This is a genomic window from Staphylococcus sp. 8AQ, assembly GCF_902506595.1.
GTDB lineage: Bacteria > Bacillota > Bacilli > Staphylococcales > Staphylococcaceae > Staphylococcus > Staphylococcus pasteuri.
Map to the genome: position 1 here is coordinate 1,308,001 of NZ_LR733871.1, position 25,820 is coordinate 1,333,820.

Here is a 25,820-nt window from a genome sequence, read left to right on the forward strand (position 1 = left end):
TTGCTCGGAGGCATTATTATGAAAAAATTATTTCTTGCCTTAATACATTTTTATCAACGTTTTATCTCGCCATTAACGCCACCAACGTGTCGATTCTATCCAACATGTTCAGAATATACACGAGAAGCGATACAATATCATGGTGCATTCAAAGGATTATACTTAGGCATACGTCGAATATTAAAATGTCATCCTTTACACAAAGGTGGATACGATCCAGTGCCACTTGCAAAAAACAAATCGAAATCACATCATGCTAAACACAATCATCATTAATACATTCTAATTTTGTACGATTAACTACAGGGGGATTGAATTCTATCATTCCCTCTTTTAATATACCTTCATTTTCTACAAAATCATTTTCAAAATAATAACCCATTGGTGTCACATCTCCAGGATAATCCCCATGTTGAGCTAACATTGCAGTAAAATATCGGCTTAACCCATATTCATACATACCACCAATCACAACTTTCACCCCTTCTTTATGAAGGGTTTGTATTGCATCTAATACTCGATCAATACCACCAAGTCTAAATGGTTTCAATATAACTACCTCTATTGGATATTCAGATATAATATTTTTGATTTCTTGAGTGGAAGTGGCCTTTTCATCAAGAGCAATAGGTGGATAAGGTTTTCCATTAATGCGTTTGATATCATCTAATGATTGAAATGGTTCTTCAATATAAAGAATATCATGGTCTATATTTTCTATAATAGATTGATATTGTGTCAGATTAAGGGATTCATTGGCATCTATAGCCAAATCAAAACTAAAACTAAGTGATTGTAAATTATCGATGTCTGAAATTAATTGATTTGAATACTTTAATTTAATTCGCTTAGGTTGTGTTTGAGCCAAACGATTTAATTGTATTTCAGTCATACCGTTTACAGTTGCACCATACGGAACTTTAAATGATTCAAGTTTATAATATTTTTGATAGATAGCCATCATAATTGTACATCTTGCTGCTGGATAATCATTTAAAAGCTCGAGTGATGATTGCCATTCTTTAAAAGTTGACATTTCTTTATTCTTTATACGATCATACCATTGTTTAATGTTTTCTTTTACGGAATCAATAGTTTCATTATCATACCATTGAGTTTGAAATGCATTACATTCTCCAAAATATGCATCCCCGTGATTATCAATGAATTCAATGACTAATGTTTTTCTTGTTTCTAATTTTACTTTAGGCGTTACAATTGGTGATTTAAAAGGCTGATTATATAAGTAAAAATTTAATTGATTAATAATCATTTTTTTCTTCCTTTTGTATCATTTTATTTCTTTGGAGTTTACCTGTAGAAGTATATGGCAATTCTTCAACTTGATAAAAAGACTTTGGTACTTTGTACTTTGCTAAATGATCCAACATATATTGTCTTAATTCGATTTCATTAATTTTTGTATCGGCAATATAATATAATATAGGTACTTGTCCCCACGTATCATCTGATTGACCAATACAAACAGCATCTTCAATGTTTGGATAATATTTAGCTATAGATTCAATTTGATAAGGATATATATTTTCGCCACCACTGATAATTAAATCCTTACGTCGATCATAAATCATAACAAAACCATCTTCATCTATTTCAGCTATATCCCCTGTTTTGAAAAAGCCATCTTCAAATGTATCTGTTAAATTAACAGGATATAAATAGCCATTCATTACGTTGTTTCCTTTAATTAATAATTCACCATGTCCATTTTGATTAGGTTGCTTAATTTTCACTTCTACTTTATCACTAGGCACCCCTACAGTATCATAACGTTGTGCTAACATATCTGGCGTTGCTGTTAAAAATTGTGAACACGTTTCAGTCATACCAAATGAATTATAAATAGGTAGTTTGTAGTTTAAAGCTTGTTGAATTAAATTTGCTGATAGCTTTGCACCACCCAATAAGATTTTTTCTAATTGATATGGACTCTGTAATCCAGCATCCATTAACCATTTTAAAGTTTGTGGTACAAGAGAAACATGCGTAATATTTTCATTTTGAATAATTTGAAGCATTGTATCAGTATTATACTTTTCTAAAATACGTACTGTAAATCCTTCTATAACACTTCTTAAAATGACACTCAGACCTGATATATGATATATCGGTAATACAGATAACCAAATCGTCTGCTGATTATAACCTAAACTTTCCTTACAACCTATTGCACTTGCGAGATGATTTTCAAAAGTTTGAGGGACAGCTTTTTGAGGACCAGTAGTGCCAGATGTAAACATGATAGAAGCAATGTTTTCTAATTGAAATACATTAGAATTTATATTTTGAGGAGATAAATTTTGAATATCCTCAAGCGTATATATATCAAATTGATCCATTTCGAGTGTAGTTGTCGTTACTATTGTGCTCACTTGTATAGAATTCATTTGAGCAATAATTTCATTCTTTGTTAATCGTGTATTTATCATAGCAATTTCGATATTGGCGATCCAACATGCATGTATCAATACTAAAGATTCAATACGATTATTTATATGTAACCCTATTCTCGTTTGATTAAGGTTTTGTAGTTGCTGTGCTAAATGAAATGCATCATCATATAATTCCTTAAATGTCATTTGATGTGCGCCATCTGTAACAGCTATTTTATCTTTATTTTTTACTGATTGATCTTTTAACCAGAAGTTCACAAGTCATTCCTCCAATTATCATTACAAAGATAATTATAACGATTTTAACGCATTCTATCAGTGATTAAAGCTTGAATTTAGAAATTTGAATTTAATAATAAGATATATCACTCTTTGTTAACACATTTGAATTCATAACTGTCTAATTTCGCAGAGAAATGTTACGTTTATGAAAATAAATTTATAAAATAAGAATAAATAATCTATGATAATTAAAAATGATTTATATTAAAAGTAGCTTACATAGGAGGTGAATAGTAATGGAAAATATCACAGCTATCATCAAAAAAGCAGTAGAATTTTTCAAAGGTTTATTTGAAAATAAATAAACTACATTTATTCATCTAAGGACATAACAATGTAAGACCTATATAAATTAATCCTAGAATTTACCTTTGGGTATGATTCTAGGATTTTCTTTATAAAAAACTAAATCAATTGAAAACTTTACCCTTTCTTTATAAATTGAGTCAATTTTCAATAGACTCAACTAACACCTGATTACTTTAACTTTTTATTTAGAACTTACACTTATAGAAGCAGATTTAATATGTTGTAATTCTTTCTACAATAGAAAATTTTAATACTGTTATGCTAATATAAAATTATAAAAATCAAAAAGACGACATGCTATAACATGTCGCCATTGAACCCGTTAAAAAGACGGTGACTCAAATTATATTAGCTATAAAAATAACCATCTAACTCAGTCAAAGTTATAAATGATGGTTATTTTTTATGATTTATTTTAATTATTGTAACCATTACCTCAATGTGTGTAACGATAAATGTACCGAAACCTATCATAAGGCTTAATGCGTCTACAATAGAAATCACAATAGGCGTCCCTTTCTAAAGATTTAAGTAATGCCATCATAGGCACCACCCTCTTATACTCAGATAGCCACCATCAACTTAACTTGTCCAAGATATATTATAACATTTTTATTTTGTTTTAATCATATTAATGATAAGTAAAATCAAAGTTGCTATATTAATATAGAATGTTAACTTTTTTCTCAATTCTCTGCTCATGACTTTCACCTCTTATAGAACAATTTTTATTATAATTTATAGAAATTTTCAGATATAGTATAAGATCAAGGTTTACTACTTATATACCTTTCATTTAATACGGATCTTTACTTCCACTTTCATTTATTTTAAATCCTCAATGATATCTAAATTATCTCTATTTACGAATAATCAGTTCACATTTAATCTATTTTTCTTCTTAAATTTAAAAATATCGACTTTCGATTGTGATGATTTTACTTTTTATTTACTAAAGTTATAATCATTCTACACCATTATATTATTTTAGTATATAATAATATAATATAGATATACAATTTTTATAAAAATAACAGAGATATCTTTGCTTAAGAATATATAACATAAGTATGTTTATGTTTATATAAAAATTCACACAAAAACAAGACCATATATTGAAAACTCAATTTAACAGTGATTAATACTTAAATAATTACTTATTTAAGTATGTTAAAAAAGAAATAATTATGTTTGTAACTTCAGGTATGTACGCTTAAATTTATAATTATAACTGGAGGAAATTAATGAAGAAATATGATGTAGCTATAATTGATTTTGAAATTATGAATAATGAAACAAATAGTCCTTGTGAAATTGCTATTAATTTAGTGAAAGGATTAAAAATTATTGATACATATAGTACATATATAAATCCTAAAAATAATTACTATGATAATGAAATTGCACTTATTCATAAAATACCTAAGAAAGTAATAGAAGCAGCGCCAAAATTTGAAGACGTTTACGATCAAATTAAACATTATATAGAAAATAGTAGCTATGTAATAGCTCATAATGCACACTTTGATGTATCAGTTTTATTATCAACTATAGAACATAATAAATTCCCTATGATCAAATTCATATACATAGATAGTATTGCAATATTTAGAAAATATCTTAACCTTAAATCTTTCAGTATGAGTAGTTTGTGTAAAACATTCAATATATCAACAGATAACTTGCATTCAGCTCAATATGATGTAAAGGCATTAACTGCTATTTTACTAATAGTATCGGAAACAAATAATTATAAAAGTATGTTAGAACTTATACAAAATATGGATCATTCATATATAAAGTATAGTGAATTCACTAATATTCAATATGCTTTGCCATCATTTAGAAAATATAAAAGGCCTACTCTATCAGTTATAAATCAGTATAAAATTTTACATCCTAATAACATTCATTTACTAGATAAAAATATTGTATTCACTGGAGAATTCAAGTCTGGTAAAAGCAATTTAATGATCAAAGCTAGAGAAAACGGAGCAATAATACGTAGTGATGTATCTAAAAAGACAGATATTTTAATTGAAGGAATTCAAGAAGAAAGATTTAAAGGAACTGATGGATTAGTTAGTAAGCAAAGAAAAGCACGAAAACTGATATGTGAAGGATACAATATTAAATTACTTTCTGAAAATGAGCTATTAAATTTATTAGAAAGCGAGAAAATATATGATTAAAAAAATAACAACAACTAAACACACATATTTAATTGAAGAAACATATTCACAAGGCGATAGAGATTGTTATTTTGGTAGATCTATTCTACTATCGATTTATGTATCCTTTAATATAAAAACAAAGTCAAAATCTGGTGAATATTACTTAAGTAACATTCCTAAAAGAATAGTATTAAGAAATAAAGTAATTAAAGAAGAAAAGCCTACTGATTTAGAAATTAAGTTTTGGCAATTTATGAATACAAAGAAAACAATAAATTATTCACAAGAACTAGCACTAAAATACAAAATAGTAAATTATATAAAATTTTATTTCATATTAAGTAATTTTAAATTCGACGAGTCCTCTAGCTGTAGAATTTATTATGACTATAACAATCTATTTAATAGATGAGGCCTAATTAAAAAACAGTAAATAAACTAAAGTTACAACAATAAAAAACATGTTATTTTAATTCGATTTATACACTTATTTGCTAAAAATCTCACAACATAAAGTTATAGATTTCCTCAAAATAAAAAAGAACGTTGATTTAACAACGTTCCCCTATTTCAAGCTTATCAGATTTTCACTGATTTTAAAGTATGTACGGAGAGTGAGGGATTCGAACCCTCGAGACGCTTGTGGCGCCTACACACTTTCCAGGCGTGCTCCTTCGGCCAACTCGGACAACTCTCCATAATATATAATATGATAAATAAAAAAACAGAAGCGATATTTCACTTCTGTTTGTATGACTCCTACGGGACTCGAACCCGTGTTACCGCCGTGAAAGGGCGGTGTCTTAACCGCTTGACCAAGGAGCCATGGCTCCACAGGTAGGACTCGAACCTACGACCGATCGGTTAACAGCCGATAGCTCTACCACTGAGCTACTGTGGAATAATAATGGAGCGGGTGATGGGAATCGAACCCACAACATCAGCTTGGAAGGCTGAGGTTTTGCCATTAAACTACACCCGCATATAAAATGTGAAATGTAATACGATTATGGGGCGGTTGAAGGGAATCGAACCCTCGAATGTCGGAACCACAATCCGATGCGTTAACCACTTCGCCACAACCGCCAAAAATGACGAATGGTTCAGGACAGAGTCGAACTGCCGACACATGGAGCTTCAATCCATTGCTCTACCAACTGAGCTACTGAACCACAATAATAATGATGGCGGTCTCGACGGGAATCGAACCCGCGATCTCCTGCGTGACAGGCAGGCGTGTTAACCGCTACACTACGAGACCTATTAAAACTATGTATTGCGGGAGGCGGATTTGAACCACCGGCCTTCGGGTTATGAGCCCGACGAGCTACCGAACTGCTCCATCCCGCGATAATATTATTTTTGACTACTTGATTATTGTACCATTATTAACTTAACAAAGTCAATACATTTTTTAATTTAAATTTACAATCTCTTAAATTTCAAAATGTTTGATACATCAAATTAGCTTTAAATCGCTCTCGCTTAACACTTTATTAGTATATTAATTTTAAAACTAATAGTCAATAATTATTTACAATTAAAATGTGTAATAATTAACTAGTTAAATCATTTTATAACAAAAGTGTGCAAATGGTCACAAAATCACTTGCCAACATCATCAAATTAAACTTTTTACACATGTTATAAATCTTAAAAAGAAACATTTCTTAATAAAGCTTATTGATTTTGCGACGTATCTACTGGAACATTCCTTCAAATAAATCCTACTAACATTGGTTTAATATACATGTTTAGTTATCTTTTAGCACTATATTAACACCGATAACAAAACACTTATTGTTTATATCTGATTAAACTTTATAAATACCTCCCCTCCCCTACTCATATCAAATTATTGTGTCATTAGTCCTTGCATACGATCTTGTAAAGCGGTAAATGTTGTAAAACCATCTTCTTCCATGAAATGACCGCCTTCTTCAACAACACGAATATGACCTTCTAGTGTATCCATAAGTCTTTTTGTTTCTTTATATGAAACATGCTTGTCACTCTTTGAACAAAGTCCATAAAAGTAGTCTACTTTATTTTTGACAGTATCATAATCTATGGTTACATCTTGTAAATCTATATTTTCATCAATATCTTGTGCATCGTCTCTAAATCCAGCAATACTGAATAAACCTTCAATATTTTGATTTAAACTTTCAATAAATTTTAAACTTGTGATTGTTCCAAATCCATGTGTCACAAAATATGTATCTTTTTTCCTAACATTTATTTGCTGTTGCATTTGTGTTACCCACATATCTAGATTAGCAGGTGTATCTGCTTCTAAATTAAATAATGTAACCTCATAACCTTCTAATGTTAAATTATGTCCTAACCATTCATACCAATGATTATGTGCATTGCCTACACTTGAATGAACTATTATTACGTCTGTCATTATTATCAAACCTCACATTATATAATTTAAAAAATAATCATGACTCATTTTACTTTATTTTATAATAAAAGCACTTTAAAAAGATATATTTATCCCTTCAAAGTGCTTAATTGATTTGTTAATTGATCAACTTTAATTCTTCTAGCATTTCATCAACTGCTTTATGTCCTTGTTGAATACAATCTGGTAGTCCAACTGCTTCAAATGGTGCACCAGTAATTTTTAAACGTGGATAAGTTCGTTTAATATGCTGTTGTATTTCTCTAATTTGCTTAATATGACCTACATGGTATTGAGGCATACTCTTAGGCAAACGATTAACAATGGTAAATTCTGGGTCACCTTTGAACGTCATCATCTGTTGTAAATCTTGACGTACAATAGATACAATTTCTTCATCTGTATGATCATCAACAACTGTATCTCCTGGTTTACCAACATAAGCTCGGATTAACACTTTTCCTTCTGGAGTTGTAAATGGCCATTTTTTTGAAGTCCATGTACATGCTGTTATGCTTGTATTACTTGTTCTAGCAATAACGAAACCTGTTCCATCATAAGTATTTTCAATATCCTTTTCATCAAATGCAAGTACCACTGTTGCTACTGTCGTTGAATCCATTGTATTGAAATAATCAAATGCTGGATCATGGTTAAACCAGTCCATAAAGACTTGTTGTGGTGTTGTTACTAATACCCCATCATAAAATTCTTTTTTGCCATCGACAATTACTTGATAGTCAGTTTGAGATATAATAATATCTTCAACCTCTGTATTATATTCAATATTGACACCTTGTTTTGTTACAGCTTCAACTAAAGCCTCTATGAACGAACTAAGTCCGTGTCTAAATTGCTTAAATTGACCTTTAGGGGCACCTGGATATAGTTGGCGTTGTTTAATACGTTGTTCCTTCTCATCTTTCATGCCTTTGATTAAACTACCAAAAGCTTCTTCTTTTTCTTTAAAATTAGGGAAAGTACTCATCAAACTTAAATCATCAATATTTGTACCATAAATGCCACCCATTAGTGGCTCAATTAAATTTTCAAGTACTTCATCACCTAAACGCTGTCTAAAAAAGTCACCTACTGAAATGTCATCTTCAATCTCTATAGGCTTTTTAAATAGATCTAGACCTGCTCGTAACTTACCTAATGGAGAAATCAATTTTGTTTTTATAAAAGGTTCTATATCCGTAGGTATTCCCATAATAGAACCACCTGGGATAGGATATAATTTATTTTTAGCATAAATGTATGATTGACCTGTAGTATTCGTAATCAAATCATCGCCTAATCCAATCTCCTTAGCTATATCAGTCATAATAGTTTTTCTACCTAAGTATGATTCGGGTCCTAATTCAATAGTATAACCATCTTTACGATACGTTTGAATTTTACCACCTGGACGATTATTTGCCTCATAGATAGTAACATTTAAGTTAGGATTTTGTTTTTTCATATAGTAAGCACTTGTTAAACCGGTTATACCTGCTCCGATGATTGCTACATTCTTACTCAAAATCATTCACGCTTCCTTCTATTAAAATACTGTTTTAATTTCGTCTACAATCGCACCAATAAATAATGGATGCGTATTAGGCATCTCTGGACGATAGTAGTTTGCACCTATGTCATCGCACACTACTTTACATTCATGGTCATTGTCATATAACACTTCAAGGTGTTCGCATACAAATCCTACTGGCGTATAAATAAAATGTTTATATCCATGTTCATTAAATAAATCTCTTGTTAAATCTTGAACATCAGGTCCTAACCAAGGTGTACCTGTATTACCTTCTGATTGCCAACCTTCTGCTACGTGGATAATATTTGATTGCTCTTTTAATTGTACTGCAGTATCATGTAACTCATTTGGATAAGGGTCATTATTTTTCTCAATTAAACCTTTTGGTAAGCTATGAGCTGATACTACTAATACAGTGTCATCATGTTCTTCTGTAGGAATTTGTTCTAATGTGTGATTGATTTGATTAGTCCAAAACTCTAAGAATTTAGGTTGATGGTAATAATGTTTTACATGATGTAATTGAATACCATATTTTTCAGCTTCTTCTTCTGCACGTTCATCATAAGATCCTACTGAAAAACTTGAATAATGTGGTGCTAATACAACAGTGACCGCTTCAGTAATTCCATCTTTATGCATAGATTCAACCGCTTCTTCTATATACGGTGAAATATGTTTTAGCCCTAAATATAATTTAAACTCTACATCTTCATAAGATTCATTTAATGCATCTCTTAATGCTTCTGCTTGTCTGTCTGTTGTTCCAGCTAATGGAGATAATCCCCCAATAAATTCATAACGATCTTTTAAATCTTGTAGCTCGTCATCTGTTGGTTTTTTACCATGTCTAATGTCAGTATAATACGGCTCAATGTCACTTTCTTTATAAGGTGTACCATATGCCATTACTAATAAACCTATTGTTTTACTCATTTATAAAACCACCCTTTAGTCTATTGCTATTACTTAATCTATTGAAATTCATAATGCTAAATTACTGATGTGTATAGTCGTGAACGAATTGGCTTACTTTACGTAAAGTTTCTGGTTGAACTTCTGGGAACACACCATGTCCAAGGTTGAAAATATGTTGTCCTCTTTCCATGCCTTGATCTAAGATATCTTTTAATCTTTCTTCTATTACATCCCATGGTGCTAATAATAATGAAGGATCTAAATTACCTTGTAGCGTCTTAGTTACACCAAGCTGTTGTGCTTGTTGTATTGATGTTCTCCAATCAAGTCCCAATACATCTATAGGTAAATCATTCCATTCATTGATTAAATGACTAGCACCCACTCCGAACAAAATAACTGGAACATCATGTTTTAATTTAATGCCTTTAACTAACTTGTCCATACCTGGTTTAATATATTTTCTATAGTCTTGAACATTTAATGCGCCGACCCATGAATCAAAAATTTGAATTAATTCAGCACCAGCTTCTACTTGTGCATTAGCATAATCTATCGAAACCGCTACTAAATGATCCATTAAAGCAAACCAAGTCGCTTCATCACTGTACATCATAGCTTTTGTTTGATTATAGTTTTTAGAAGGGCCACCTTCTATCATATATGAGGCTAGTGTAAATGGTGCGCCAGTAAATCCAATTAAAGGTACATTTAATTTTTCTTCAGTTAACAGTTTGATTGTATCTAAAACATATGGCACATCTCTTTTCGGATCTATCTGTGATAACTTTTCCACGTCTTGGACTGTTTTGATTGGATTTTGAATAACTGGACCTATTCCAGATTTGATTTCTACATCTACACCAATAGGTTTTAAAGGTGTCATAATATCTTTATATAAAATTGCTGCATCCGTATTGTAATTATCAACTGGTAAATGTGTCACATAAGCACATAGTTCAGGTTGATGAGTAATTTCAAACAGTGAATATTTCTCTTTTAATTTACGATATTCAGGTTGAGATCGCCCTGCCTGACGCATAAACCAGACTGGTGTATGAGAGGTCTTTTCACCTTTAATCATTTTTAAAATAGTATCATTCTTACTATGTACCATATAGTCCTCCTAAATTAAAATCATTCTTATCTATAATAGCATATACTTAGTTCTTTCGTATTTTAATGTGCTTAAATGTCATAAAAAAGACATAGTAAAAAGTTTTATAAATTAATTGTATCTACCTAGCTTATCTCATAATTTTTCATTTTGTTAAAGTGTATTAGTATTTTAATTAAACATTTAACAGTAATGATATAAATTAATAGCAATTAATTTTAGTTTATTTTGTAAAAAATCAATTCATTTTTATACATTTATTTCAAAATTAAGACTTTGAAGGTAGAAAATAAAAATTTATAATCGTATAATTAATTAAAATAAGGGAGGTAAGGATCATGAATTTATATACATCGTATGGTACTTATGGTTTTTTAAATCAAATTCAAATTAATAATCCAGATCATAATCTATTTCAATATTCTGCTTCAGATACATCAGTTATTTTAGAAGAAACTGAAGGCAAATCTGTACTGAAACATCCAAGTGCTTATGAAGTTTTATATAGTGTGGGTGAATTTAATGAAGAACATTTCTATTCTGCACTCTTCATACCTTCATCTGAAGATCATAAAAATCAATTAGAAAAACAACTTCTTCATTTTGGTGCTCCATTTGATAACTTTGGCGGTTTCAAAAGTTATCGATTATTGAGACCATTAGAAGGTAATACTTATAAATTATATTTTGGTTTTGCGAATAGAAGTGCTTATGAAGATTTCAAATCATCAGATTTATTCCAAGAGCACTTTTCTAAAACTGCTTTAAATCAATTCTTTGGATATAGCGGTCAACATTCAAGTTATTTTGAACGTTACTTATATCCTGTAGATCATCAATAATAAAAAAGGTTGTCCTATAGCGAAGTAATTCAATTTCGCAAATAGGACAACTTTTTTAATCTCGTAATAACGTTTCTTGATATTTTAGTTTTTTAATTGTACTTCTAATAGTCAAATAGCCTACTAAGAAAAATACAATTGAGAAAAAGAATAATGTAGGATTCATAATTGAAAATGCTATTGTGAATACCACACCTATAACTATCATAAGTCTATAAAGAAATTTTTCGTATCCTTTAATTACAATAGTATCTGGTGCTGGCCAAACTTGAGGCCAGAGACCATAAGCTTGTTGCGTATAAAACTGTGACATTTGCAATAGCGTGATATACATAAATAAACTTCCTATTAAAATACCTACAATAGGATGAGAAAGCCATATGATTAATACAACTGCGATTAACATTAATCTTATTATAATGCTAAAAGCATCTCTCCCTCTTACAAAACTTCTCATAAATAAATATAAGTACATTTGATTGGCATTAAATTTTTTGCCTTTTGGTACTGGTAAAATAAAATCTAAATAACTACGACGTACTGCTGTCTCTCTTAAATGTTTAACATCTGTAAACATATTCACGAATTTATAATAATTCGTATGATGTCTTTGCTCAATCGCAATCATTCTTTCCCACGGGTATAATTGTTTAGCTACCTTACCTTTTAGTACAACAATTAACACTGCCATTGCAATCGTAATTAATATCCCTAAATAAAAATGTAAGCCTAATATTATATAAAAATTAAGGCTTAAAATAATGAAAAAACTCACATTAACTATCCAAGTAGATACACCTAATTGATATAAACACCATCTTAAATGCAATACTATATATGGTGTTAATAAGGCAACTAACGCAAATGCAATATAATATTGAATATTACTTTCACTTAATTGATAGAATAATGGGAAGGGAACAATAAGAATAAGTAATAACATCATTATTCTAGTGAAATAACTATAATTAATACTTAATGTCATGTATCGTTTCATATATTTTTCAAATGGTAATAGAAAAATTTGGTCTGCTTCTTTTAATAATGTTCTTAATGGAAATAATGATAACAAGGCGATAATAATACTTGTAATCATAGCATAATCAATATGTTGAGGTATATGCTTCAACCATTCGCCATACCCCATTATAAAAGCACCAAATAATATTAATAAAAATACTGTAAAGTGACCATTGAAAATGAATTTATTATAATAATTCTTTTCCTTTCGAATCGCTTTCTGACGTTTCCTGAATAATGTAGTTGCCTCATTAATCATTGGCATTTCCACCTTGAGTGACGTGAATATAAATATCATCTAGTGTGTGTTCTTTCAATCCTGTTTGTTCTCTTAACTCTTCTAAATTACCAAATGCTACAACTTCACCTTTATCTAAGATAATAAATCGATCACAATAACGCTCTGCAGTAGCTAAAATATGTGTACTCATAAGAACTGTACGTCCTTCATTTTTCTTTTCTACCATTAAATCGAGCATTGATTGTATACCTAATGGATCCAATCCTAGAAATGGTTCATCGATAATGTATAATTCAGGATTCACAATAAATGCACATATAATCATGACTTTTTGTTTCATACCTTTTGAAAAATGACTTGGAAAAACTTTTAATTCATCTTCAAGTCTAAATACTTTTAATAAAGGCTTTGCCCTTTCCATTGCTACTTCATGTGTAAGACCATAAGCCATCGCAGTCATTTCTATATGTTCTTGTAAAGTCAATTCTTCATATATTACTGGTGATTCTGGAATATATGAAAGTTTTCTACGATATTCTTCTATATCGTCATTTATATTTGTTTCTGAAATTGATAGTGACCCTGATGAAGGCGTTAATAATCCTAACATATGTTTAATTGTAGTACTCTTTCCAGCCCCATTTAAACCTATCAATCCAACTATCTCACCTTTATTTAATTCAAAATTGATATCTTTAATAACTGGTCGTTTTCCATAACCACCTGTTAGATGTTCTACTTTTACTGTCATAAGGCACCTCCACGAAAACTATTGTACCAAAAATTATGTTTTACTCCTAAAATTAGCTATGAAGAATGACGTTTTTTCCTAAGTAATGCTATAATGTATTTTAAGATGAAACGAAGAGGAGTGTTATCAAAATGTCTGAAACAATTTTCAGTAAAATTATTACTGGTGAAATACCAAGCTTTAAAATATATGAAAATGACTATGTCTATGCATTTTTAGATATTTCTCAAGTTACAAAAGGACACACATTATTAATTCCTAAAAAAGCTTCTGCAAATATTTTTGAAACAGATGAAGAAACAATGAAACATATCGGCGTTGCGCTACCTAAAGTAGCGAATGCAATTAAAAAAGCATTTAATCCTGATGGTCTTAATATTATTCAAAATAATGGTGAGTTTGCTGATCAATCTGTATTCCACTTACATTTTCACTTAATTCCAAGATATGAAAATGATATTGATGGTTTCGGTTATAAATGGGAAACACACGAAGATGAATTAAATGATGATGCTAAAAAAGAAATTGCTGCTCAAATTCAAGCCCATTTCGAATAATCATGCATAATCTGTATTAAAATGGGTATAAGATGAATAATACTATTATCCGAGATATAAAAGTGAGGAGAATTATAATGAAAGTAACACGCGTATTATTTGGTATTGGCGTAGGTGTTGCCGCAGGTTTCGCAGTATCTTTAAGAAATCGTGATGACCAAAGCGTTAAGAACAATACTATTGATGGTAGCCAACCTACTGGCGCTCAATCTGAGTTACAACGTGAACTTGAAACTATGAAACAATCATTTAACGATATTTTAAATTATAGTTCACAAATTAAAAATGAAGGTACTGAATTTGGTAGTTCAATTGGTGACGAAATCAAAACTTTAATTGGTAACTTCAAATCTGATATCAACCCTAATATCGAAAAATTACAATCTCATATTGAAAATTTACAAAATCGTGGCGAAGAAATTAGTAATACATTTTCTAAAGAGAAATAATTTTTTGTACTATAATGTTTCCCCCTATTCAAGAATAATTATTTGGATAGGGGTTTTTATTTTATTAATAACTTTGGAACATAAGTATTAAATTAAGAATGTTCATTTAATCTAATCTGCAAATAGATATTGACTTCATACAAATTTCAATAGATAATACGAATCATATATTGATTAAGAAGTGAGGCATGACTCATGTTTTTATGTACAAGACAAATTGATATTCATGAACGTTTTGGCATACCTAGAATTGCCTTCATGAGTATTGTTGGTACTATTATAATGTTTTTAGTTAGTTATGAAATCATGTATTTCTTTAGTGATACACCATTATCTGACAAACATTTTCTTATTGTTTTAGCAATTACATTCTTTATGTATCCACTACATAAAAGTGTACATCTGTTATTTTTTATTCCTTATTATAAATCTTTTAGAGTACATAAATTAACGCGAAGAAAATGGATTCCATATTTTAATACTTACGTTAATACACCTATTCATAAAATTTATTTTTGTATTAATTTGATTTTACCTTTCATTTTAATATCAATGTTGTTCATCGCTTTGTGTGTGAAGTTCCCGCAATATGGACATTATTTTATGTTTTTATTGGCACTTAACTTTGGTTTTTCTATTTTAGATTTAATGTATTTAAAGATACTTATTTTCTCTAATTATGGAAATTATATTGAGGAACACCGATCTGGTATCCACATATTAAAGAAAGAGAAATTTGTTACAACAGTATAATGATCTTTATATTAAAATTGGACCCTCTCATATGGTCCAATTTTTATTTTATATAACAAAATTATTCATATGTTTTTTAATAAAACTAGTACTATAGTCCTAAAGAGAGGGTTATGAATTGGTACGCCTCATTTTATATGTTATATTTTACTTGATTATATACATAAAGGAGTTAACAACTTATGAAAGCATTTAATAAAATTATGATACCTGTAACTGCAAGTGCCCTTTTATTAGGCGCATGTGGATCTGATGCAACTGATTCTAAAGAAAATACTCTTATTTCATCAAAAGCTGGCGATGTTAAAGTAGAAGATGTGATGAAGAAAATTGGTAAAGACCAAATCGCTAGTAAATCCTTTAGTATTGTATTAGATAAAATTCTTGCAGATAAATATAAAGACAAAGTGGATACTAAAGATATCGAAAAAGATATTAAAAAAGAAGAAAAACAATATGGCGGTAAAGATCAATTTGAAAGTGTCTTAAAACAACAAGGAATGTCTATGGATGATTATAAAGAACAAAAACGTTTATCAGCTTATCAAAAAGAACTATTGAACGATAAAGTTAAAGTGTCAGATAAAGAAATCAAAGATAATACTAAAAAAGCCTCTCATATCTTGATCAAAGTAAAATCTAAAGATAGTGACAAAGAAGGTTTATCAGATAAAAAAGCAAAACAAAAAGCTGAAGAAATTCAAAAAGAAGTATCTAAAGATCCAAGTAAATTTGGAGAAATCGCTAAAAAAGAATCTATGGATAAATCAAGTGCCAAAAAAGATGGTTCTCTTGGTTATGTAACTAAGGGCCAAATGATGGATAGCTTCGATAAAGCACTATTCAAACTTAAAGAAGGCGAAGTATCTAAAGTAGTTAAAACAGACTACGGTTATCATATTATTAAAGCAGATAAAGAAACAGACTTTAACTCTGAAAAATCTAACCTTAAATCTAAAATTTTAGAACAAAAAATTCAAAAAAATCCTAAATTATTAACTGATGCTTATAAAGATATATTAGACGAATATAATGTAGACTATAAAGATAGAGATATTAAAAAAGCAGTTGATGATACTATTTTAGATCCAGACAAAATAAAACAACAGCAACAACAGTCTTCTCAAGGTGGCGCTAGTTCACAACAAGGTACAACTGGAATGACTGGCTCTTAAGATATATCTTCACTAAAATCTTTTTTAAATGTAACATTTTGCAATAGTACAAACGCATGTTATAATGTAATCAACAAAGATTTCAGTATGGAAACACCAATCCCCTCACTATTTGCGGTAGTGAGGGGATTTTTTAGTGTGACTACAATTGTCGCCTATTTACTTATCGTTACGATGCCGTAGCCAATGTGCAAACAACGTAACCATACAACCACTGATAACAGTAGTCATAATATGAACAAAGATTTCAGACATGGAATGAACACCCCCTCTCATCGTCGAAGTGACGCCTGAGAGATAGGCGACATGATTATTATATCATCAAAAAATACATTTTAAATATAAAGATTGTCTGTTTAGTTTAAATTACTTTTGAATAACAAATATTTATAATTTAAAAAGGTGATGTAGCTCTTCATTGAGCTATATCACCTTTTCTGAACTTCTAATCTAATTGTGTTGGATTGTAAAATTGTCTATTTTCAAGTCCAAAAATTCGTTCTGTAAATTGACCTTTTTCAGTTTTCTTAAATGCTTTTTCAAACATATTCATTTTAGCATCAATATTATCTATGAAAAATAAAATCTCAGCCTCTTTCAAATGAGGCATTTTAGGTGATCCAAATTCTAATTTACCATGATGAGCAAGAATCATATGTCTAAGCAACATTACCTCTTCTCCATCAATACCAAGCTCTTTAGCTGCTTCAGCTACTTCATCACTTGCAATAGAAATATGGCCTAATAAGTTTCCTTCTACAGTATAAGTAGTTGCTACTGGTCCACTAAGCTCTTTTACTTTTCCTAAATCATGTAAAATAATAGCACTATATAAAAGACTTCTATTTAATAATGGATAAATATCGCATATCGATTTAGCAACACGTAACATCGTTAAGACATGATAACTTAAACCACTAGCAAAATTATGATGATGGGAACTTGCTGCCGGATACGTAAAGAAGCTTTCTTGATATTTTTTAATTAAATGTCTTGTTATGCGTTGTAAACTGGCATTCTCAATATCAAGCATATAATGAGAAAGAGCTTCTTGAATTTCTGCTGGTGTCATTGGTGCGCCATCAACAAAATCTTGTGTATTCATATTTTCTTCAGGCGTGGCTAGTCTTATTTGATTTACTTTCATTTGTTTACGACCACGATAATTAATAACATCACCTTTAACATGCACTATTTCTTCAGGTTTTAATGTTTGCATGTCTTCTTTAGTCGCAGTCCATAATTTAGCTTCAATGTCCCCACTCTTATCTTGCAAGAACAGTGTCATATAATCTTTACCTTGAGCTGTTACACCTTGCGTTGCTCTATGAATTAAAAAGAAGTGATTAACCGAATCACCGGGATTTAATTTTTCTACATTTCTCATTATTTCCCGCCTTTCTCAAATTTATTTAAAGTAATCATTTCTTTATTTGGAATGATATTATCATTTGTACATGTAAAGTATAAGACTTGATAATCTTGAGATAATTCTCTTAAATAGTTCAACATTCTTTCTTTACGTGCTTTATCAAAATGTACAAATGCATCGTCCACTATAATTGGGAATGGATAATATGGTTTTAAAACTTTGATTAAACTTATTCTAAGTGCAACATATAATAATTCTTTTGTAGATTGACTTAGTTCTACTGGTTGGAAAATTTGGCCATTTTCATGTTTCACTTGAATTGCCTCTTCTGAGTAATAAATATTTGTATAAGCATGATTAGTAAGATTTTTGAAAATAATAATCGCTTCATTGATGACTTGTGGCAAACGTTTATCTTTAATTTGTTTAATATGCTCATCTACTAAACTTTGTAAGTAGCTTAAACTTGCCCAATCTTTAGCAATATCATTCATTCTATTTTTCAAGCTATGATATTCATGACGTAAATTAGTTAGTGTCGTATCTGTTTCCATATTATTAATTTGCGCATTTAAATCACTAACTTCAGCTTGCATATCAAGATATTGTTCATTATATTGATCTACTTGTTGCGCTAAAAGTTGATTTTCTTCGTTTAATTGTGCGCTAGTTTTTTCACTTAGTTGTGAACTAGATTCATAAGAATAATTTTGATTTTCTAGATATTTAGTTAAATCGTTAAAACGTGTCATTTGATTTGTATAAGTTTGGTAATTTTCATGATGTTGATAAAAAGCTTCTTCATTTGAAACATTTATATGATTAAATAATTCTTTAATCGTATTATTACTTTCATCTAAATGTGAACGTAATTGAGTTAATTCATTTTTAAGTAATTTGCTCTGTTCACTATTTTTATACCATTTCTCATTATTTTCTTCTGCATTTTTTAACCATTGTTTGACATCATGGAAGAATGACATCTTATTGAAATAAGTAAATTGAGATTGAGTTACTGCTTCAGCATGATTGTAGAAAGCTTCTATATCATTTACTAGTTGATGTCGTTTGCTATTAAGATCATCTAAATATTGGTCATTTGACTTAATTTGACTCATTGTGCTAATACTTTCAACAATAAGATTATCTGATATTTTAGGTGATAAATGTAACTCTTGTTTAGCTACTTCAATACTATTATTGATTTCTTCTAAACGTTGTTGTGCTTTAGATAATGAACTTTCTATATAGCTTGACTTCTCAGCTAAAACGTCTTTATTTTTCAAAGCGTGTTGCCAATGGTCACGAATACGAAATTGTTCATCTAAATCGAAGTCTAAATTATAATCTTTTTCCAATTCTTGTAATTGATTTTCTAAATCATCAATTTCTTGAGTAATTGTTTCGCTATAATCAACTTCTTTAGATTTCACTAAGAAAATACCTACGATAAATACTACTGTTAAGATTGCAAAAATAATACCAAACAACATATTTTGAGAAATAAATGCAAAGACAGTTAACGCTGCACCTACAATAGCTAATAAAATAAAAGCCCATCGTAATATATTCTGGCGTTTATTTTTTCTTTCTTGTTCGAGTTCAAATGTCTCTTTTAATTTTTCATATAAGTTTTCTTTTTCGTTTAATTCAACGATTTGTTGTTTATGTTCTTTTTTCTTCTCGAATGTTTCTTCGGGAACAAGTTGACTTTCTAATTGTTCAAGTTCATTAGTATTCGCACTCTGATCTATTTTATTATCTTCAAGACTTCTTTCTAATTGTTGAATATATGCAACTTGTTCTTGCTTATCCTTCACTTGGTCACTAATGTGACTCTTCATAGCTTCGGAACTATCTACTTGGTGATGCGTTTCATTCCACCCAATATTTGACTGCATACTTTCTTTATCACGTTGTTTATCAGAAATTTCTTTTTCAATAGATCTTAATTCATACTCTTTTTGTTTAATCTCATTTTCTTGTTGATATAAACTATTAAACGCATCAATATCAGATTGTTTTACCGGTTGAAGTGATTGATTTTCTTGTTCAATTTGTGATAATTGTTGTTCTCTTAAATCAATATCTCTTACTAAGGATTGTTTATGAGCTTTAGCAGTTTCATAACGATCGATACCTTTTTCAGGAAAATGTAATGGTTCTATATTAAGTGCTTGTTCAAGTTGTTTCCATTCTTGAGTTTGATCATGTAAAGCTACTTCTTTCTGCTTAGCTTCATGCATTTTAGAGAGTTGATTTAAGTTTTGTTTTAGATTATCAAGTCTTCGAGATGACTTATCTTTTTCATCTACTAATCTATGATAAGTATCTAACTTTGCTTCTTCTTCACGTATTTGTGCTTCTAATTGTTTCAATTGTTCGACTTGTTGATTGATAATTGGATTTTTACCAGATTTTTTATAAAATTCGTCTTTTTTTAAGCTGATTGTATCTCTCATACTTGTAAATTCAGTTGAGCCTAACGCACCCGCTTCTAACAAATAATCTTGTAATTGTTTTTCATCTAAATTGCGATGAATATCTTGTAAGCCTAAAACGTCAAAAGAGAAGATACCTTGATACGTTTTCTTAGAAATATAATTCAATTTCTTTTGAAGCCATTCTTCATCTCTAACTGTACCATCTTCTAGATAAACTTTAACGTCACCTTGGGCGCTTCCTTTAATACGTTCAACTTCAACGATACTATTATCATCTAACTGAAGCTTCAGTTTACCGCCATATTGATTACCTAATCTAGGCTCTAAACGAGGTTCTTTAGACTTTTTAGTAGGAAAACCAAATAAAATTGAATGTATAAATGCTTGAATTGTAGATTTCCCAGTTTCATTATCACCAAAAATTTCAGTAAATGACTGATTAAACTCAATTGTACGTTGAACAAATTGTCCATATCCATATATTTCAAGTGATTTAATTATCATTATGTTCACCTCTCATGTCTGCCTTTAATAAATCTTCAGCATGATTAACTAATTCAGTTTTATCAAATGAAGTATAGTCATCTAAATATTTAGATGCTCGTGGATTTAAATATAAATCAGACATAGCTTTATCAAAAACAGAACTGTCATCTAATAGGTCTTTTGAAAACTCTTTGACTAATGGAGGTTCATCATTTGTTGCATATTGGATGTTCAAATCTTCAATAAAGACAAAGTCTTTTTCATGTTCTTCATAGTCTGAAATCATTTCTTCAACTTGTAATACATCTTGAGGGGATAACATCGTTTCACTCTTGATAACAACATTTAATCTATAGAATGCTTTACCTTCATCGCGTACTTTATCTTTAAAAGATTGTATTGCTTCATATAACCCTTGCTTTGTAGTTTGTGTCGTTTCAATTGTAGCTTCTTCAAATTTGATATATTGTGTCGGATAAAATTTAGTTTTTAGTTTTAAATTGTCCCCTTGTATAAGTAGACAACCTTTTTCACCTTTTTCATTAAAATGTCTTCCTTGAATATTACCAGGATAATTAATTACAGGCATATCACTTAACTGTTGGCGTTCATGAATATGACCTAACGCCCAATAGTGATATAGTTTATTATTTAAATCTTCTAATCTAAATTCAGTATATCTATCTTTAACTGATGATTTACTATAAGTTCCATGAAGTACACCTATATGTATTCCTTGCTGACCTTGACTTGATGGGAAACTATCAATTTTATTTTCATAGCTTGCCTCATTTTGGTAACTAAAACCATGGATAAAGATTGTTTCTCCATCTTTAGTAATTGCTTGATATGTTTCTACTTGATTTGAGAATACCGAAACATTTTTAGGCCAATTTGATGAAATTTTAGTAGATAATGGATCATGATTACCATGACAAATATAGACAAAAATTTGTTCTTTTTGTAAACGTTCAAATTGTTCTTTTAAAAATACTTCTGCTCGTAATGTACGATTTTCTTTATCAAATAAATCTCCAGCAATAATAATAAAGTCCACTTCTTCTTGTAGTGCTAAGTCAACAATTTGTTGGAAACTTTCATATGCGCTTTTTTGTACATCCTCAAAAATCTTAGGACTTAAATGGCTTTTAGATTTAAAAGGACTGTCTAAATGTAAATCCGCACAATGTATAAATTTGACCATAAGCTTTATTCTCCTTATTTAAGACACTTTATAACTGCATTAATTAAAAAATGTAGTTAAAGTTATAAAAACGAATTATCTTTTTAATTATTAAGTTATAACTATTTATAATTTTCCTTTATATCTACTCATTTTACCATATGTGAAACGCTACAGTCGATGCAGAACCACGTTATTAATAAATTACATAAAAATAAGCTACAGTACTTTATCTCAGTACTGTAGCTAGTATAAATCATTACGCGATTAATTAGTCAGCGTAAATTTCATCTAATGGTTTAACGATGATTTGATTGATTTCTTGGAATACTTGGCTCATTTTTTGCTCAGCTTGCATTAAAGCTGAAATGTTTTCATCTTTTTCGATTGCTTGAGCTTGTTCTTGAGCTTTTTGTAAGTCTTCCTCAGGAATTTCTTCACCTTGCATTTGTTTTTGTTGGAAGCTCATTTGAGTTTCACGGAATTCATCAAATAATTTTTTTGATTCTTCATTATCTTTTACTTTAGCGTAAGCATCTTTGATAGCTTTGTATTCATCACTATCTCTTAATGCTTGTTCTAATTGGTTTGCATAATCATATAAATTTACTGCCATTGTTAATTGCACTCCTTTGAGTTAATTTGTGTTTTAACACTCTTCAATAATGTAACACATATTATTTAGTTAGACAAAGATTGCGACTATTCCTTGGAATATACCTATTATTCCTCCAAGTATGAATCCTAGAGACATAATTAATTTTAACTCTTTATTAGCTATATCTATAATAATTTTTTCAATATAGTCTAAATCAAACGTATTAATCTGATCTTCTATAAGTTGTCTTAAATTAATTTTACGCATGATAGTTGATAAGTTACTTGATAACTGGTCGATAATTATCATAGTGAGTTTACCTGACAATTCATTTTCTATATATTTAATGAATTGAGGTGCCAAGTTATTTATTGGTTGTCTTGCTTTATCATGCAAATTGAAATGTGTGATGATTAATGTAGAGGTTGTTGTTGCCATTTGTTTAAATTGATGATTTGCTACTAACTCACCTAATCGTTTATTTTTGAATGTTTCAACTTCATTTTTTATAATTTGCTCAATAATGATTTTAGCTTTTGGATGTCTTGTCAAACGAATTAATTCTTGTTGAATACGATCAGCAATACTTTCTCGTGTCATGAACATTTGTAATAAGCCTATTATCTTACCTTTTTCATTAAAGAAAGTATCTAACATTTCATTTATATCACGAGTTCCTTTAGGTGATGATAAATAAACACGTGCACGGTCACAAATTAAATCCCCTACTTCATCTAACCTCTCATCAACAAGATTAATTAATTCTTGGGGCACGATATCTTTGATAGCTTTTTGCTGATTGGATTCATAATATTGATTCAGTATCTTTTCTACTTTGGCTGGCATTTGATGATCGATGACATCATCTATATTAAAATCAAATTTATTAGCAATATTATAAATAGTCATATCATCAGACTTCAATTGAGTTAATTGATTCATAATCATTTCATTTATCGCATCTTTAGCTTGTCCATCATTCAACTTTTGTCTGATAAGCTCCTCAGTGAGTAAATGTTCTTCTATGACTTGCCCAATTTTATTAGCAATTTCATCTCTTCTTTTTGGAATTAAACCAGGTGTGAATGGAATACGCATTTTAAAAATATAATATGGATTAAATGGATGAAACAACATTTTTATTGCAATCACATTAGTTATACCACCAATAATAGCACCGACTACCATCATAAATAAGATGATAAATAAAGCATGCATGACAAAGACTCCCTTCTTTTTGAAAATCATGATTCATTATAGCATGTTACTGATTTAATTAGAGATAATTAAAATTATTAAAAACTTACAGGTTATATAAATAAAAGCCTAAGTCTTCATAATCGATGACCTAGGCTAATATGTATAACGAATAACTAAAACATCTTCTAACTATTTAAAAGTGATTAAATCGTTTTAAGATTCTACTGTCACTTTTACAGAAATTAAATATGAACTAACTCTTCTTTAGCATTTCTATTGAAATAAGTTTCTGCTTCTCTCATTTTTGAAGTACCAAAAATAGGTTGTTTTTCAGGATTTAACACACGATAAATATTGCTTACTTTATTACTTTGTAGAATATAACCGCTTCTAGTTTCGATTGTATTCCAATAAATATCACTAGTAGTTGAGTGATTTGGGTAAGCACAGTGGTTTCTAGAAATAGTTTGTACGATTTCTAAAGGATCACAACCAAATGTACTATTCAATACATCAGAATCTCTAAACAAAGCACAAATAGAAACACATGTTGTCCAATTAGGTAATACGCGTTCTTTTTCTATTTGAACTAATGTTTTCTTTGATAGTCCAATTGTTTGAGCCATTGTATCTTGTGTATATCCTGCTTCTATACGAACCATTTTAAATTTTGTTTGAATTAAATCTGTAAAACTCTGTCTATCCATTCTATTATCTACCTTTCTTGAAAAGAATTTATATCCGGACACAAGAAATTGCAATTATACACATTTCTTGAAACACAAATTACATCTTAATATATTTTTAAAGAAAATAAAAGAGTCAATTTTGTTTTATCGGTATTTTTATTAAAGGCAAAATTATCAAAATAATTAAACTTTTAACATTATTGATAGTTAGAAAGTTATTTTTACATTAAAAATTGAGCTTGATTTTTAGTGGTTAAAACTACATTTATTAAATCAATTTATTTTCCATAGCATATATTGCTGCTTGTGTACGATCGCTCACTTGTAATTTACTAAATATGTGACTAACATGGGTTTTTATAGTCTTTTCTGATACAAACAATGTATTCGCGATTTCTTTATTTGTTTTTCCTTTGACCATTTCTTTTAATACTTCAGTTTCCCTCTTAGATAACTTATTAGTAAAATGTGGTTTTGTACTCATAGTATCGATGACACGTTTAGCATTGAGATGAATGATTTTTTCTCCGTCAAGCACTTTATGAATTGTTTCAATAAGTTTCTGAGGTTCTACATCCTTCATTTCATAACCATCCGCACCTTTTTCTAATGCTGATATCACGTGTTCATCATCTACATAGCTTGTTAACACTAAAATTTTAATATTGGGATAATGTTTCTTTAAATATTCTGTAATTTCAATACCATTCATATCAGGCATTACTAAATCTAGTAAAACGATATCTGGTAATTCATTTTTCTCTAAATAATGTATAAATGATTTTCCTTCAGCAAATCCTTGAATTACTTCAATATCATCTACAGTAGATAATAAAAATTCTAAACCTTGTCTCACAATATGATGATCATCAACTAATATAATTTTATGCATAGTTATACTC

Annotated in this window: 25 protein-coding genes and 8 tRNA genes; 8 read left to right on the plus strand and 25 right to left on the minus strand. The window is 29.6% G+C overall.

Translation table 11 applies throughout. The annotated features are described in order from the left end of the window. Positions 1–18 precede the first annotated feature (18 nt). Complete coding sequence (gene yidD / locus GVY01_RS06305; protein ID WP_017637320.1) at positions 19–276, plus strand: membrane protein insertion efficiency factor YidD; 258 nt, start codon at positions 19–21, stop codon at positions 274–276. Here the strand turns inward: yidD and menC are convergent. The 3 genes from menC to GVY01_RS12805 all read right to left on the minus strand — a co-directional run bounded on the left by menC (position 257) and on the right by GVY01_RS12805 (position 3,479). Next, positions 257–1,273 carry an o-succinylbenzoate synthase gene (menC, locus tag GVY01_RS06310; RefSeq protein ID WP_017637321.1) on the minus strand — a complete coding sequence of 339 codons (1,017 nt, stop codon included), beginning with the start codon at positions 1,271–1,273 and terminating at the stop codon, positions 257–259. The two genes, yidD and menC, sit on opposite strands and share 20 nt — an antisense overlap. Further along, positions 1,263–2,672: an o-succinylbenzoate--CoA ligase gene (menE, locus tag GVY01_RS06315; protein ID WP_017637322.1), complete on the minus strand. Its 1,410-nt coding sequence runs from the start codon at positions 2,670–2,672 to the stop codon at positions 1,263–1,265. The genes menC and menE overlap by 11 nt, the downstream gene beginning before the upstream one ends. A 729-nt stretch (positions 2,673–3,401) precedes the next feature. Continuing rightward, the gene (locus GVY01_RS12805; RefSeq protein ID WP_231290208.1) at positions 3,402–3,479 is read right to left on the minus strand and encodes a putative holin-like toxin; all 78 of its coding nucleotides are present in this window, start codon (positions 3,477–3,479) and stop codon (positions 3,402–3,404) included. 770 nt (positions 3,480–4,249) lie between these two features. Here GVY01_RS12805 and GVY01_RS06325 point away from each other — a divergent pair. Both GVY01_RS06325 and GVY01_RS06330 read left to right on the plus strand, forming a co-directional pair. Continuing rightward, complete coding sequence (locus tag GVY01_RS06325; RefSeq protein ID WP_029055621.1) at positions 4,250–5,197, plus strand: exonuclease domain-containing protein; 948 nt, start codon at positions 4,250–4,252, stop codon at positions 5,195–5,197. Next, positions 5,190–5,591, plus strand: coding sequence for a hypothetical protein (locus GVY01_RS06330; RefSeq protein ID WP_051522835.1), 402 nt, complete (start codon positions 5,190–5,192; stop codon positions 5,589–5,591). Before GVY01_RS06325 ends, GVY01_RS06330 begins: the two co-directional genes overlap by 8 nt. Before the next feature lie 196 nt (positions 5,592–5,787). Here GVY01_RS06330 and GVY01_RS06335 read toward each other — a convergent pair. The 12 genes from GVY01_RS06335 to hemE form a co-directional block, all read right to left on the minus strand. Beyond that, positions 5,788–5,876 (minus strand) — tRNA-Ser (locus GVY01_RS06335). A 56-nt stretch (positions 5,877–5,932) separates the two neighbouring features. Further along, a tRNA-Glu gene (locus GVY01_RS06340) sits at positions 5,933–6,004 on the minus strand. 1 nt (position 6,005) lies between these two features. Next, positions 6,006–6,080 (minus strand) — tRNA-Asn (locus GVY01_RS06345). 7 nt (positions 6,081–6,087) lie between these two features. Then, positions 6,088–6,161 (minus strand) — tRNA-Gly (locus GVY01_RS06350). A 28-nt stretch (positions 6,162–6,189) separates the two neighbouring features. Next, positions 6,190–6,265, minus strand: a tRNA-His gene (locus tag GVY01_RS06355). 13 nt (positions 6,266–6,278) lie between these two features. Beyond that, positions 6,279–6,351, minus strand: a tRNA-Phe gene (locus GVY01_RS06360). 13 nt (positions 6,352–6,364) lie between these two features. Beyond that, positions 6,365–6,440, minus strand: a tRNA-Asp gene (locus GVY01_RS06365). Between the two features lie 15 nt (positions 6,441–6,455). Next, positions 6,456–6,529, minus strand: a tRNA-Met gene (locus GVY01_RS06370). A 505-nt stretch (positions 6,530–7,034) separates the two neighbouring features. Next, the gene (locus GVY01_RS06375; protein WP_017638301.1) at positions 7,035–7,589 is read right to left on the minus strand and encodes an RBBP9/YdeN family alpha/beta hydrolase; all 555 of its coding nucleotides are present in this window, start codon (positions 7,587–7,589) and stop codon (positions 7,035–7,037) included. Positions 7,590–7,707: 118 nt separating this feature from the next. Then, positions 7,708–9,114, minus strand: a complete 1,407-nt coding sequence (gene hemY, locus GVY01_RS06380) for a protoporphyrinogen oxidase (RefSeq protein WP_026083532.1) — start codon at positions 9,112–9,114, stop codon at positions 7,708–7,710. 21 nt (positions 9,115–9,135) lie between these two features. Continuing rightward, the gene (hemH, locus tag GVY01_RS06385) at positions 9,136–10,059 is read right to left on the minus strand and encodes a ferrochelatase (RefSeq protein ID WP_017638299.1); all 924 of its coding nucleotides are present in this window, start codon (positions 10,057–10,059) and stop codon (positions 9,136–9,138) included. 61 nt (positions 10,060–10,120) lie between these two features. After that, positions 10,121–11,158 (minus strand): uroporphyrinogen decarboxylase, encoded by a 1,038-nt coding sequence (gene hemE / locus GVY01_RS06390; protein WP_017638298.1) that lies wholly within the window; start codon positions 11,156–11,158, stop codon positions 10,121–10,123. A gap of 338 nt (positions 11,159–11,496) precedes the next feature. On the opposite strand from hemE, the gene traP reads away from it, so the two are divergent. After that, positions 11,497–12,000 (plus strand): signal transduction protein TRAP, encoded by a 504-nt coding sequence (gene traP, locus GVY01_RS06395; protein WP_017638297.1) that lies wholly within the window; start codon positions 11,497–11,499, stop codon positions 11,998–12,000. A gap of 55 nt (positions 12,001–12,055) precedes the next feature. On the opposite strand, the gene ecsB is transcribed toward traP, so the two are convergent. Beyond that, complete coding sequence (ecsB, locus tag GVY01_RS06400; protein ID WP_017638296.1) at positions 12,056–13,279, minus strand: ABC transporter permease EcsB; 1,224 nt, start codon at positions 13,277–13,279, stop codon at positions 12,056–12,058. Then, positions 13,272–14,012, minus strand: coding sequence for an ABC transporter ATP-binding protein EcsA (gene ecsA, locus GVY01_RS06405; RefSeq protein WP_017638295.1), 741 nt, complete (start codon positions 14,010–14,012; stop codon positions 13,272–13,274). Before ecsA ends, ecsB begins: the two co-directional genes overlap by 8 nt. Positions 14,013–14,143: 131 nt before the next feature. Between ecsA and GVY01_RS06410 the strand changes: the two genes are divergently transcribed. The 4 genes from GVY01_RS06410 to prsA all read left to right on the plus strand — a co-directional run bounded on the left by GVY01_RS06410 (position 14,144) and on the right by prsA (position 16,946). Beyond that, positions 14,144–14,569: an HIT family protein gene (locus GVY01_RS06410; protein WP_017638294.1), complete on the plus strand. Its 426-nt coding sequence runs from the start codon at positions 14,144–14,146 to the stop codon at positions 14,567–14,569. A 77-nt stretch (positions 14,570–14,646) separates the two neighbouring features. Next, positions 14,647–15,018, plus strand: coding sequence for a YtxH domain-containing protein (locus tag GVY01_RS06415; RefSeq protein ID WP_017638293.1), 372 nt, complete (start codon positions 14,647–14,649; stop codon positions 15,016–15,018). A 195-nt stretch (positions 15,019–15,213) separates the two neighbouring features. Next, on the plus strand, positions 15,214–15,771 hold the full coding sequence (locus tag GVY01_RS06420; protein ID WP_029056283.1) for a DUF3267 domain-containing protein: 558 nt from the start codon (positions 15,214–15,216) through the stop codon (positions 15,769–15,771). Positions 15,772–15,953: 182 nt separating this feature from the next. Further along, complete coding sequence (gene prsA, locus GVY01_RS06425; protein WP_017638041.1) at positions 15,954–16,946, plus strand: peptidylprolyl isomerase PrsA; 993 nt, start codon at positions 15,954–15,956, stop codon at positions 16,944–16,946. Between the two features lie 159 nt (positions 16,947–17,105). Here prsA and GVY01_RS06430 read toward each other — a convergent pair whose 3' ends face one another. The 8 genes from GVY01_RS06430 to GVY01_RS06465 all read right to left on the minus strand — a co-directional run bounded on the left by GVY01_RS06430 (position 17,106) and on the right by GVY01_RS06465 (position 25,810). Continuing rightward, positions 17,106–17,201, minus strand: coding sequence for a type I toxin-antitoxin system Fst family toxin (locus GVY01_RS06430; RefSeq protein ID WP_108017145.1), 96 nt, complete (start codon positions 17,199–17,201; stop codon positions 17,106–17,108). Between the two features lie 190 nt (positions 17,202–17,391). Next, on the minus strand, positions 17,392–18,333 hold the full coding sequence (gene yhaM, locus GVY01_RS06435; RefSeq protein WP_017638040.1) for a 3'-5' exoribonuclease YhaM: 942 nt from the start codon (positions 18,331–18,333) through the stop codon (positions 17,392–17,394). Continuing rightward, positions 18,333–21,266 (minus strand): ATP-binding protein, encoded by a 2,934-nt coding sequence (locus GVY01_RS06440; RefSeq protein ID WP_017638039.1) that lies wholly within the window; start codon positions 21,264–21,266, stop codon positions 18,333–18,335. The genes yhaM and GVY01_RS06440 overlap by 1 nt, the downstream gene beginning before the upstream one ends. Continuing rightward, positions 21,256–22,452 (minus strand): metallophosphoesterase family protein, encoded by a 1,197-nt coding sequence (locus GVY01_RS06445; protein WP_017638038.1) that lies wholly within the window; start codon positions 22,450–22,452, stop codon positions 21,256–21,258. The genes GVY01_RS06440 and GVY01_RS06445 overlap by 11 nt, the downstream gene beginning before the upstream one ends. Before the next feature lie 250 nt (positions 22,453–22,702). Then, complete coding sequence (locus GVY01_RS06450) at positions 22,703–23,047, minus strand: YlbF/YmcA family competence regulator (RefSeq protein WP_017638037.1); 345 nt, start codon at positions 23,045–23,047, stop codon at positions 22,703–22,705. 69 nt (positions 23,048–23,116) lie between these two features. After that, positions 23,117–24,247, minus strand: coding sequence for a DUF445 domain-containing protein (locus GVY01_RS06455; RefSeq protein ID WP_017638036.1), 1,131 nt, complete (start codon positions 24,245–24,247; stop codon positions 23,117–23,119). A gap of 224 nt (positions 24,248–24,471) precedes the next feature. Continuing rightward, entirely contained in the window at positions 24,472–24,936 is a 465-nt protein-coding gene (xdrA, locus tag GVY01_RS06460) for an XRE family transcriptional regulator XdrA (RefSeq protein ID WP_002452105.1), read from the minus strand. 250 nt (positions 24,937–25,186) lie between these two features. Further along, positions 25,187–25,810: a response regulator transcription factor gene (locus GVY01_RS06465; RefSeq protein WP_017638035.1), complete on the minus strand. Its 624-nt coding sequence runs from the start codon at positions 25,808–25,810 to the stop codon at positions 25,187–25,189. Positions 25,811–25,820 lie beyond the last annotated feature (10 nt).